This is a genomic window from Shewanella sp. Choline-02u-19 (assembly GCF_002836205.1).
GTDB lineage: Bacteria > Pseudomonadota > Gammaproteobacteria > Enterobacterales > Shewanellaceae > Shewanella.
This window is the reverse complement of sequence record NZ_PJBE01000013.1, coordinates 727,510-739,959: the sequence shown is the minus strand read 5'-3', so window position 1 is coordinate 739,959 and position 12,450 is coordinate 727,510. Positions and strand designations below refer to the sequence as shown.

Below are 12,450 nucleotides of genomic sequence, written 5' to 3'. Positions count from 1 at the left end.
GGCATTTTTTGATTGTTCTCCTAATTACCCATCATCTCTCACATTGACACTAAAGGTAACGGGATCACCATATTTGGTTGTAACCGTTATCGATAATAAACCTGATGACTTTTTATTTTCGGTCGATTCCCTACTAAGTGAGAATGCAAATAACAGTGGTTTATTAGAACTATTATTCCCAATTTTGTATGACTGAGTTGAGCTCGATAAGTCACCATTATCGGTACTTGCAGTGATTGTCGTACCATTAGACAATGTGTTGTTATTTAAGTCTGAGAGGAACAGATAAACTGTTTTAGATGATAACCCCAAGTCTACTTCAGGTGTAACAGGATCGCTATCATCATCGACCAAATTGACTGTTAAATCAATTTCAATGACAGGCGTTATATTGCCTGCATCATCAATATCAACAAGTCGACCATATGGAGTAGAACCAGACATTACTAGGGTCAAATTTCTAAACACATTTAGCTGAGCTTGAGAGTTATCAACTCCAGTTTGAGTACAGTTTGCAGAAGAAGAACTTGCACACAATAAGCCTGTATAGAAGCCGTCTACATCATCAAAGCTGCCATTACTATTATAATCAATAAACTCTTCATTGACTGCGCCAGCTGGAATTGAAGCTCCACGATAAAACCCATCTTCGTTGTGATCAGTAAAGGCTTCGGTTAGATCAGTCCAATCTTCACCGAAATCATATTGACCATTGCCATTTAAATCAACAAAGCTTTCTTCACCGATTGCATAGGCTGTTATTGTTGCTCGACCTGGACGAGGCTCCTGAATGATAAAATCAGTACCACTTGCTAAATTACTTCCAATACAAGGTGGTGTGCTTGAACCGTCAAACGGGGCTGTGCAAGTAACAGTGACACTCTCAAAAGGGCGTGGATTTTGGCTAGTCCAATCAAGCGAGCAAGCTCCTGTTTTATCAATTGTTTGACAGCTTGCTGCAACATTGCCACCTTCAGTTCTAAAATTAATAACCGTACCTGCAGGAACTGGGTTATTGAAGTGATCAGCTGAACGGATAGTAATTGATGCGGATTCACCATCATGTTCCCAACCTTCAAGGTTTAATTCGGTAGATGAAAGACTAAAGCTATTGAAATCAGCCAAACCCGTTGTGACCGTTAAACTATCTGACACATTTGCGACTATCGGATTACTTGCATCTGCACTATCTTGCCAAACCGCAAAGACCTTCACTGGTGTAGACACCGTGCCTGAACGCACGGTGACTTCCACGTCGCCATTTGCATCGGAGTAAGCAACTGCGTACTTATTTGGTTCACTGATATCTAAAGGATATTCAGAGTCTCCCGATTTAGGGAAGTTTGGACAATTAACATAATCATTAGCTAATGGAGCCGGCGTTAATGTCATTCCTCCAACATCCGTTGATAGCTCAAAACAAACCCTTTCAGAGCCTGCAGCTTGTCCTACCTCATTTAATAATTTAAATGAAACTAATGATGTTTCTGAACGAGAACCCGTACCACTTAATCCACCTGATACTTTTATAGCAAGCTCTGATGGTGAAGCAGTTACAAACTCAATCGCACCGACCTGCACAGGGCTAATAATAATATCTGCTGTAGCACTAACGGTTGAGGCTCCAGTAATGGCTGAAACAGTTACAGTATCAGTGCCTTCGCAATTAATGCTTCTATAAGTAGCAAAACCTTTACCTGCATTAGTTACCACTGGAGAATCAATAACAGATGATCCAGCAGCCATACACTGTGACGTAAATTCAAGAGTAAATGGCTGACTTGTCTCTATAAGCCCACTTGAATCTTTTACTGTGACTTCGATTACCGTTGAGCCACCAGCAGGCAATGTACCAGAGCCTATATAAGTTGAAATATCAAGACTAATATCTACCCGACCTATTTCAAATGCCTTCGTAGAAGTCACTTGCTTCACTTTCAAAGACACTTCACCAGCGCCCACATCTCCATTTGAATAGAGATCTAACACAGCTTTGCCGTCCGCATTAGTAATCGCTGTGGCAGAGTTAGGGCTAATCGCACCAAGTGTGGTACCCGCACTGACTAAAACTTGTTTGAGAGGTTGGTTAGAGCCTTCTAGTTTTATCGTTGCCCCTAAAATACCAGGACGTAGATTAGTGATATTATCTGTGATTGTGCAAAGCTCAAAATTCTTCAGTGCTTTATCGAAGCCAGCAACTCCATTGCAATCATAAATTTCAAAACTAATTGAAGGATCAGCAGCCACAGGATCAATATCGTCACCAGCAGTCACAAAGCTTAACGATGCAACGCTAGCTCCATAATTAGCACTTACAGTCGCAGCACCTTCAACAGTACCTGCGGTAATTAACAATTCAGCACTACCTGCACTATCCGTTAATGATGTGCCAATAGAAGGCAAGAAGTCACCTAAAGTACTCGTAAATGATATTAATTTTTGACTGAGAGGATTGCCATCTCTATCTGACAAAAATACTTGTACTTTACCAGGGTTTGCCTGGCTTACATTTGAAGTTTGATTTCCGCTTAAGTCTAATAACGTAATTGCTAATGAATTATTTTCACCATCACCACTAGGAGCATCACCAGCCACACTATAATTAAATGTGTCTGAAATTTGGTCAGCTCCTAATGTGAATGAGACCTCAGCAGTACCAGCTCCCTCAACGATACCAGTCAACAGTGTCACTTTTGCGATACCGTTAGCATCTGTTAACGCATTCCCTGACGTAGGATTAATGGCACCTTCACCTATTAGAGAGAAGTTAACCACTTCGTTAGACACTGGAATACCATTATTAAGCAAAGCAGCGTTAACAATACCTGGAGCAGTAAGTGTTATATTCCTGTGTTCATTACCGGCAGAATTCTCAATCGATAAAGTGATTGTATAAGTATCAATTGGTCGAACAATGACTTCGTCACCTAATGTATCAAAGCCGATGCTGGCCGTTGAACTTTCAACAGCCACTAGCACTGAGCCCGCACCTGCAACATCACCCGCATTTAATTGTACTTTCGCTACACCAGATGAATCGGTTAACGCGCTGCCTGAACTAGGCTCTAAATTGCCTAATGTACTTGAGAACTTGGCAACCTTACCGACCAGCGCCGTACCATTAATATCTAAGTAAGTCGCCTCTACTGTTGCCGGAACCGCATTACTCACTTGTGTAATATCACTGCCCGAGGCATCTAATAATTTAATCGATAAACGATTACTGCCAACCGCCACGCCATCTCCCGCCAAGTAAAAGCTAATAGATGTTGATAAACCTATACCCGATATATTAACAGTAGCTGCTGTTTCAACGTTTGCAGAACGAACTTTAATGGTCGCTTTGCCTGCTGCGTCTGTTAATACCTTACCGCTTTGAGGTTCAAATCTGCCTAAAGAGCTATCACTAAATGCAAAAGTAATCACTTCATTAGATAAACCTACCCCAGATGAATCAGCTAAAGCTACATTAATATAAGCTGGTGATGAATCGCTCACATTTGAAGTGTTTTTCCCATTTTCATCAACTAATAAAGCTGAAATACTCGATGTTCCAGATACGCTAGCATCACCTTTAGAAGAAAAATTAATGTTAACTGGATCTTGATCATCAATTTTTACTGCAACAGATCCCGCCCCCTCTTTATTTGCAGCTATTAACTTGATTAAAGCAAGGCCGTCTTTATTCGTTAGGGTTGTGCCACTATTAGGAAAAAATGAAGCTAACTCTGCATCGTTTAGACTAAAAGTAACAAGATTATTTGGAATTGAATTTCCAGCTGGATCAAGATATTTGACATAAATATAACCTGGTGAATCAAAACTGATATTGTTTATAGGATTATCCGCTGCATCTTTTAACAAAACTTGGATAATATTTCCGCCGATGACAGCTCCATCGCCGGCCATAGTTACACCAGTAGAAGTTGACTCGCCACTATCTATAGATGCTATTACAGTTACAGCCCCCGGCTTAGTCGATGTATTCAATGTAATCTCGGCAACTCCATTAGAATCCGTCTTAACAGTTCCTGATTCTGGAGAAAAAAATCCGAAAGACTCATCAGATAAAGAGAATGCTACTACTTTGTTACCTAACAAGCCTACAGTTGAACTTTCAACTGTTACTTTAAGAGTTACTGGTGAACTTGCAGAAACATCATTGGAAGATGTGTCTAATACTATAGAAATTACTTCCGGCTCTGGCGTCCCTCCATCACCAGGATCAGAAGATATACTTCCTCCCCCCCCACAACCAACGAGAAAAAACGACCATATTAACGCAATAAAAATACTATAAGCTGACTTCATTGTCAGGCTCCCTGTTACTCAGATTATGATATCCGGTAATTATCTGATTACCTAGGAGCTTACATTACACAATTACTAAGCAACTTATCTACAACGAAAGCCAGTAAATTAATAAATAACATTAAAAACTTTAACTTTTAGCCCATTTCAACTGTGGCACTTTCTTGCTAGGCTTTAATCTGCAAATTGAAAGCATAAAAATTATACAGGAAGCACTATGTCTGCTACGAAAACAAAAAAATTTGGCCTGACGAGTAAAATTTTACTCGGTATGACGTCAGGTATTATTCTCGGGTTAATTCTTCGTAACCTTTTCCCTGAAAGTGAATTCATCAAAGATTACATCACCGAAGGTTTTTTAAATGTCATCGGTACCATATTCATCTCAAGTTTGAAAATGTTAGTGGTGCCTTTGGTCTTTGTATCATTGGTCTGTGGAACGTGTTCTTTAAGTGAACCTTCCAAATTAGGTCGTCTGGGTGGAAAGACCCTCGCGTTTTATCTATTCACTACTGCTATCGCACTCTCAATGGCAATCCTTATCGCCATTGCCATTCATCCTGGTCACGCAACAATGGTGACGGAGAACATGCATTTTGATGTCAAACAAGCGCCAAGCTTAGCTGACGTCATTATTAATATTGTGCCGACTAACCCACTGCAAGCGATGAGCGAAGGTAATATGCTGCAGATCATCATATTTGCGGTTATTTTTGGTTTTGCAATCTCACATATTGGTGAGCGCGGTAAACGCGTTGCAGCATTGTTTACTGACCTTAATGAAGTCATCATGCGTGTTGTTACCTTAATCATGCAGCTTGCGCCGTATGGTGTATTTGCATTGATGGCTAAACTGGCATTGACTCTGGATATGAAGACCTTTGGCAGTGTGGTGCAGTACTTCTTTGTTGTCCTTGGCGTATTGCTCATCCATGCATTTATCGTCTACCCAACATTGTTAAAGTTATTCTCAGGACTCAACCCCTTTACCTTTATTCGAAAGATTCGCGATGTACAGTTGTTTGCCTTCAGTACCGCAAGTTCTAACGCAACCCTTCCAGTGACGATTGAAACCGCTGAACACCGCATGGGCGTCGATAATAAAATAGCTTCATTCACGCTACCGCTAGGGGCTACCATCAACATGGATGGCACCGCGATTATGCAGGGGGTGGCAACGGTATTCATTGCGCAAGTTTACGGTATTGATTTAACCATTACTGATTACGCCATGGTGGTGATAACAGCAACATTAGCCTCTATTGGTACGGCTGGCGTGCCAGGGGTCGGACTTATCATGCTAGCGATGGTACTGAATCAAGTCGGTCTACCGGTAGAAGGTATCGCACTGATTATCGGTGTCGATAGATTACTTGATATGGTGCGTACAGCCGTTAACGTCACTGGTGATACAGTGGCAACTGTTGTGATCGCTAAATCTGAAAATGAGTTTGATGAAGATATTTTCAACAATACTCAAGCAGGTAAAGTGGCACCGGGTTTTAACGCTCAAGTTCACGCTGAAGAGAAGTAAGCAAAGCTTAAAATCTGTGTAACAAAGGCGCCTATATCGGCGCCTTTGTTGCTTATGCTCTAGGTGGTGACGGTGTTTCCTCGTCATGATATCACTTCATCAACGGCAAAACTTTTAAGCTATGCTCAGCATATTTTGCTAACTTAATGCATCGCCGACCATAAAAAAGCCATCGTTCAGAAGGACTAAACGATGGCTTTTTTATGGTTTTATTTTAAGTTTTGTCTGGATGTTTATCCCAGAACTTAAACTAAGTTATCTTTCCCAGTATGACTCTTCTAAGCTGTCTTCACGTTCAGGTAAGCCACGAGATAGTCTAGGGCTATGTTGCGCTAACACTTCATAAGCGACACGGTTAGCATATTTACAAATCTGTGAGAATGACGAATAACACAAACCATCACGCTTATGCTTGCTTGAACCCGGTACGTTCATCTTATGGAATCGATTTGAAGCTAAATCATGCAGTAATGCCGCTAATGCACCATCTCCTGCACCGTTAGTATTACGAATTTTTTCTGGGCCGCCCATATACGGAGATATGTGCGCATACACTTTAAGCGGTGACTCACAATCAGCTTTAAGTTTAGGACGAGAAAACTCATAGCGGTTAAATTCAGGGATTGCACCTGGCAGTAACGTATGGGTGGTTTCACGTTTTTCAGAGTCTTCAGTATATCCCGCAGTATAAAGCCCTAAAGGCCCAGCTGTAGTCAACACCATGTCACACCAATCTAAAGCTGTTTGACTGGCTTGTAAGGGGTCTTTAAATCCAGTCAATGCTTCGCCTTCATCCTCATTCATGGCCAGAATACTCACGTGCTCTTGAATGAAACGCTGCCACCACTGTGGATCTTCCTCGATTAAGAAACGAGTGCCTAAGGTCAATACCACGGGCACCTCCGCTGCTTTAGCATATTCAATCGCTTTCATTGCGGCATCGGTTATCTTATCTTCGCCGCTTGCCCGCATGAGGTAGGCGGTCAAAATCAGTGCAGAACCACCCTGTACAATATCTCTATCGATATATTCTGGTGTCAATTTGTCCATTGAACCTTTGCTAATCGCAAACGTTCGTTCGCCGCACTCTGAAATAAGCGTGAAGCAACGACCAATAGGACCCGCGACGGGCTGCAACTGGTTTAAATCAACCTTTGATGAAGTATTGCAGAGGTAGCGATAAGCGTAACTGCCAATTTCTATGTTCTGACTCATCACGCCAAATAACACTGAGCGGTCATCAGCAAGAATTGAGTAATTGTGTACCGTGTTACCTATGGTGCCACCGGCAAACTCATCACTGACCAGCTCACGCTCTTTTAACTCGGTATACAAAGCATGTGCCTTGTCATCATCTATCAAAGTCGAATTCCCCTTGGGTAATTCATAGCGACTTAGTAACTCATCTTCCACTTTAGCTTCAATATCTACCAGTGTTTGGTCAATACCAGACACGTAAGTCGAGATAGGTTGAGGCTGTTGGATAAACTGTGCTAATAGCGGATCACGTTTTTTGACAGGAAAATAATGTTTAGACTTACGCTGACCTGGAAACTTCATATTGAGTTCTCTTTCATTCGGCATCCATGCAAAAGATAATTAAAACGGCTAAGGAATCACAATTCATTGTTCTTGGCAAAAACTAACGACTTGTGGCTTTCAATTCTAGCAACCTGTAGTGCTAACGCAGCTCACCACCTTAAAACGATTAAGCAAAAGGCTTAAAAAAAGTGGGGAATTCTACCATACCCAGCCTCATTCGCTAGCTGAAATCACTACTAAGCATTTAAATTTAGCACCAACCTAAGGTTTGCTGCTCAACAATTTGCGTTAACAAGTTGATATGCTGCTTTGAGTCATTTAAACAAGCAATAAATTCATAGCGCTCGCCACCAGCAGATCGAAATGAGGCTTTACCCTCTTCTGAGATCTCTTCCAGTGTTTCAAGACAATCAGAAGAAAAAGCTGGACACATAATATCGACCGATTTTATCCCTTCGGCTGGAAGTGCTTCCAACAGTTTATCGGTAGCAGGTGTTAACCACTGCTCTTTACCAAACTGAGACTGGAAACAGATCCGCCATTGTTCAGGCGATAACGCCAACGACTCCGCCACCAGTTCAGCTGTTTTTTGGCACTGCATTTGATAAGGATCGCCTTCCGTTACATAACGCACTGGCACGCCGTGAAAAGACATGAGTAATACTTCACCACGCCCTTTACTCTGCCAGTGTTGTTTGACTGAATCAGCAAGCGCTGCAATATAGGCGGGGTGATCAAAATAATCTTTATTGATCCTAAGCTCCGGGAAATCACGCTTGGTTTTATGCAGATCCGCGATAGCATCAAACACTGGGGCAACGGTAGAGCAGGAATATTGCGCGTAGAGAGGTAATACAAAAATCTTGTTAACACCCTGCGATTTTAATTTATTAAGCCCGGAGTCTAATGATGGATTACCGTAACTCATGCCTAACCCAACAGGCACTTCAAAACCAAAAGTAGTATGCAGAGATTGTGCTAATTTATCGCGCTGACGTTGGCTAATAACCATTAAAGGCGACCCTTGATCCCACCAGATAGACTCATAGAGTTTGGCGACTTTTGCAGGACGGGTATTTAAGATGATGCCATTAAGAATAGGTTTCCAGATCCAAGGGGAGATATCAACAACACGAGGATCACTCAGGAACTGTTTTAAGAATTTTTTAACATCTGCCGCCGTTGGAGAGTCTGGCGTGCCAAGATTAACTAATAAAACACCAAATTGGGAGGTTGTGTCGCTCACATTTGTTCTCTTTTAACCAAGATATTCTGCGTCAGGCTATCATTGGAAAAACCATAAAAAAAGCCCACTTACGTGGGCTTTTTCAAATATGAGAACTAGCTCATAAACACATTACAATTTTGTGTCTATTTAGCCAAGTACTGCAACAATTTCTTGGCTAACTTTTGTCACTGTCTGGGTGCCATCGAACTTGTTATAAGTCGCGTCACCTTTAGCCGCAACCGCACCGTAGTATTCAACCAATGGCTTAGTCTGCTCATGGTAGATATCAAGACGCTTACGCACGGTTGTTTCTTCATCATCTGGACGAATAGCAAGGTCTTCACCAGTAACGTCATCTTTACCTTCAACCTTTGGTTGATTAAAGACGATGTGATAAACACGGCCAGAACCTGGGTGAACTCGACGGCCGCTCATACGTTTAACGATCTCTTCGTCTGGCACGTCGATCTCAACAACATGATCGATAGTAATGCCGCCAGTTGCCATTGCATCGGCTTGAGGAATTGTGCGCGGAAAACCATCTAATAGAAATCCATCAGCGCAATCATCTTGTGCAACACGCTCTTTCACAAGACCAATAATTAACTCGTCAGATACCAATTGACCGGCATCCATCACTTTCTTAGCTTCTAAGCCAAGTGGAGTGCCCGCTTTTACTGCAGCGCGCAGCATGTCACCCGTTGAAATTTGAGGAATACCGTACTTTTCCATGATGAATTGGGCTTGGGTACCTTTACCGGCACCTGGGGCACCTAATAGCATAATGCGCATCTCAATCTTCCTCTTATTTCGCATTGTTATACCAACCTCTAACACAGACAAAAGTCTAAAGTTTGGTCACGCGATTGGTATTATTATGTTTAGGGCGGCGATCTTCGCATAAATAGCCGCCATTTTGAAGCGATTTCCCTTCGACTTTAGCCTCACTTGAGGCAAATTAGTCGAGATATTGACCTTTATCAGTAAAGTAAGGTGTAAAGTTTACGGCGATACTGACTAGCAACACTATTACCTTGACCTAACGCGGTTAAAATCTCTAGGAATACCCCTTTCACTTTACCGTCTAGCGCAGCCATATCCTTCTGCAAAGGCGCAAATAACAAGGCAAGTGCTTCATCATTACGTTGAGCTTGGTGCAGTGCTTTGGCAAGCTCAATCATAACCTCAAGATCGTTTGGCGATTGCTCTAAATCAATTTGTAATTGTCTGATCTCTGGTGTGTCTGCGGCATCAAGCGCAAGTGCAAACTTGGCTTTTAAACTCTGATAATAGCTATCTTGATCAGCAAGTCCCACGCTAGCGAGTAGTCCTTGTGCATCTTCCAAAGCACCCAGCGACAGATACACATCCGCTAAAGGCAGTGCGATCTCAGCGATAGGCTGCTCGGCGTAAGCCTCTTTCAATAACGGCAGTGCACCAATGGCATTTTGTTCAGATAAAAATATTCTGGCTTGGTTAAGCTTTAGTTGCCATTCTGCCGGCAGATGCTTATCAAGCATTTCGGTAATTTGCGTCGCATTTTGTACACCAGCAAAACCATCAATAGGTTTACCTTCGTGTAAAACTAAGGTCGTTGGCAAATTTTGGATCTGGAAATAATTGGCTATCTCCATTTCAGCTTCACAGTTTACTTTTGCTAACACAAAGCGGCCGTTCTGCTGCTGCGAAAGGCTCTCAAGTGTTTGCATCAGGGTTAAACTCTCTGGGCTTTTATCGGCCCAAAATGCTAATACAATCACCTGCTCCATTGAAGCATCGACGATTTGCTGAATGTTTTCTTTAGTCAGTTCTAGAATATTTTCCATCACTTTCCTTTAAAACCTTTTAAATACCCAAAAAAAAGAGGCAGATTAACTGCCCCTTTATTATAGTTCTTTATTACTTAACGTTTGCTAACAACATCTGATTCATCAATTTAATGAACGCTGATGGGTCAGCTAAACTGCCTTTTTCAGACAATAATGCCTGCTGTAGTAAAAGATCTGACCACTGTGAAAATGCCTCTTCGTCTTGCTCGTCGTTAAGACGGGCTACAAGAGGGTGCTCAGGGTTTAACTCAAATGTTGGCTTAGACTCAGGAACCGCTTGACCAGCAGCTTGCATTAGCTTGATCATTTGTGTCGACATTTCGCCTTCACCAGCAACAACACAAGCCGGTGTATCCGTTAAACGAGTTGTTACTTTAACGGCTGACACTTTATCACCTAAGCTGTCTTTAACGCGTTTCACTAAGCCTTCTGATGCTGTTTCAAGCTTCTCTTGTGCTTCTTTTTCGCCTGCATCTTCTAACTCGCCAAGCTCAAGATCGCCACGCGTAACAGAGTGCATCTGCTTACCATCAAACTCAGTAAGATGGTTAATCAACCATTCATCGATACGCTCAGACATTAACAGTACTTCAATGCCTTTTTTGCGCAGTAGTTCCAGATGTGGGCTATTAGCAGCCGCTTCATGACTATCAGCAACGATGTAGTAGATCTTAGTTTGACCTTCCTGCATGCGCTCAATGTAATCAGCAAGTGATACATTTGACGTCGCTTCGCCAGTGTGAGTTGATGCAAAGCGCAACAAACCTGCAATACGTTCTTTATTAGCAAAATCTTCAGCAGGACCTTCTTTAAGTACCTGACCAAACTCAGCCCAGAAAGACAGGTATTGTTCTGCATCATTTTTAGCAAGCTTTTCAAGCATGCTAAGCACGCGCTTAGTTACCGCTGTGCGCAGTGATGTGGTCACTTTATTATCTTGTAAGATTTCACGCGATACGTTAAGTGGCAGATCATTTGAATCAATTAGACCTTGAGCAAAACGCAGATAACTCGGCATAAACTGTTCAGCATCATCCATAACGAATACACGCTGTACAAATAGTTTTAGGCCATGCTTACGATCGCGGTTCCACATGTCGAAGGGGGCTTTAGCCGGAATATAAAGCAAGCTGGTATATTCCTGCTTACCTTCAACGCGGTTATGGCTCCAAATCAGTGGGTCAGCGTAATCGTGTGAAATATGCTTATAGAATTCTTTATACTCTTCTTCAGAGACGTCACTTTTATTACGTGTCCACAATGCGGTCGCCTTGTTCATTGGCTTCCAGCTACCATCAGTAGCAGGAACAGCTTCACCGCCCTCTTCTGTAGCTTCAATTGCAGCTGTACCGTCTTCAAACATCTCAACGGCAACAGAGATATGGTCTGAGTATTTAGTCACAATTGAGCGCAGACGATAGTCATCAGCAAACTCTTTTTCATCATCACGTAAATGAAGCGTGATTTCAGTACCGCGGCTCTGCTTAGTAATAGTGTCAACGGTAAAGTCACCTTCACCCGCTGATTCCCAAAGCACACCTTCATCAATGCTATGGCCCGCTGCACGAGTACGCACTGTCACTTTGTCAGCCACAATAAAGGCAGAGTAGAAACCAACACCAAATTGACCAATTAATTGAGAATCTTTTGAATCATCACCTGACATGTTCTTAAAAAAGTCAGCGGTGCCTGATTTAGCGATCGTCCCTAAGTGCTCAATCACACCATCACGGGTCATACCAATACCATTGTCTGCAATGGTTATCGTGCCTTTCTCTTTATCGGCACTAATGCGAACGCGTAGATCGCCTTCACCTTCGTAAAGGTCATTATCCGTTAACGCTTGATAGCGCAACTTATCTGCCGCATCAGCAGCATTAGAGACTAACTCGCGCAAGAAAATTTCTTTGTTTGAGTACAAAGAGTGGATCATCAAATGTAGTAGTTGTTTGACTTCAGTTTGAAAGCCATGAGTCTCTTGTTGTGACATGAAATGTTCCCTTTAA

The 12,450-nt window shown here is 42.2% G+C and carries 7 protein-coding genes; 1 reads left to right on the top strand and 6 read right to left on the bottom strand.

The window, feature by feature from the left end:
- Positions 1-24 precede the first annotated feature (24 nt).
- Positions 25-4,311: an invasin gene (locus CXF83_RS10005; protein ID WP_101089622.1), complete on the bottom strand. Its 4,287-nt coding sequence runs from the start codon at positions 4,309-4,311 to the stop codon at positions 25-27.
- Between the two features lie 217 nt (positions 4,312-4,528).
- Here CXF83_RS10005 and CXF83_RS10000 point away from each other — a divergent pair, with 217 nt between their 5' ends.
- Positions 4,529-5,845 carry a dicarboxylate/amino acid:cation symporter gene (locus CXF83_RS10000; RefSeq protein WP_101089621.1) on the top strand — a complete coding sequence of 439 codons (1,317 nt, stop codon included), beginning with the start codon at positions 4,529-4,531 and terminating at the stop codon, positions 5,843-5,845.
- A 255-nt stretch (positions 5,846-6,100) separates the two neighbouring features.
- Here CXF83_RS10000 and CXF83_RS09995 read toward each other — a convergent pair whose 3' ends face one another.
- The 5 genes from CXF83_RS09995 to htpG form a co-directional block, all read right to left on the bottom strand.
- Positions 6,101-7,405: an inosine/guanosine kinase gene (locus CXF83_RS09995; RefSeq protein ID WP_101089620.1), complete on the bottom strand. Its 1,305-nt coding sequence runs from the start codon at positions 7,403-7,405 to the stop codon at positions 6,101-6,103.
- Between the two features lie 232 nt (positions 7,406-7,637).
- Positions 7,638-8,633, bottom strand: a complete 996-nt coding sequence (hemH, locus tag CXF83_RS09990; protein WP_101089619.1) for a ferrochelatase — start codon at positions 8,631-8,633, stop codon at positions 7,638-7,640.
- Between the two features lie 129 nt (positions 8,634-8,762).
- Positions 8,763-9,407: an adenylate kinase gene (adk, locus tag CXF83_RS09985; protein ID WP_101089618.1), complete on the bottom strand. Its 645-nt coding sequence runs from the start codon at positions 9,405-9,407 to the stop codon at positions 8,763-8,765.
- A 188-nt stretch (positions 9,408-9,595) separates the two neighbouring features.
- The gene (locus CXF83_RS09980; protein ID WP_101089617.1) at positions 9,596-10,441 is read right to left on the bottom strand and encodes a co-chaperone YbbN; all 846 of its coding nucleotides are present in this window, start codon (positions 10,439-10,441) and stop codon (positions 9,596-9,598) included.
- Positions 10,442-10,514: 73 nt separating this feature from the next.
- Complete coding sequence (gene htpG / locus CXF83_RS09975) at positions 10,515-12,434, bottom strand: molecular chaperone HtpG (RefSeq protein ID WP_101089616.1); 1,920 nt, start codon at positions 12,432-12,434, stop codon at positions 10,515-10,517.
- Between the last annotated feature and the right edge of the window lie 16 nt (positions 12,435-12,450).

Excerpts from the sequence above, each read along its gene's own strand:
- CXF83_RS10000 (WP_101089621.1), top strand. The coding sequence starts at position 4,529 with ATGTCTGCTACGAAAACAAAAAAATTTGGCCTGACGAGTAAAATTTTA.
- adk (WP_101089618.1), bottom strand. The coding sequence starts at position 9,407 with ATGCGCATTATGCTATTAGGTGCCCCAGGTGCCGGTAAAGGTACCCAA.
- htpG (WP_101089616.1), bottom strand. The coding sequence starts at position 12,434 with ATGTCACAACAAGAGACTCATGGCTTTCAAACTGAAGTCAAACAACTA.
- CXF83_RS09980 (WP_101089617.1), bottom strand. The coding sequence starts at position 10,441 with ATGGAAAATATTCTAGAACTGACTAAAGAAAACATTCAGCAAATCGTC.
- CXF83_RS09995 (WP_101089620.1), bottom strand. The coding sequence starts at position 7,405 with ATGAAGTTTCCAGGTCAGCGTAAGTCTAAACATTATTTTCCTGTCAAA.
- CXF83_RS10005 (WP_101089622.1), bottom strand. The coding sequence starts at position 4,311 with ATGAAGTCAGCTTATAGTATTTTTATTGCGTTAATATGGTCGTTTTTT.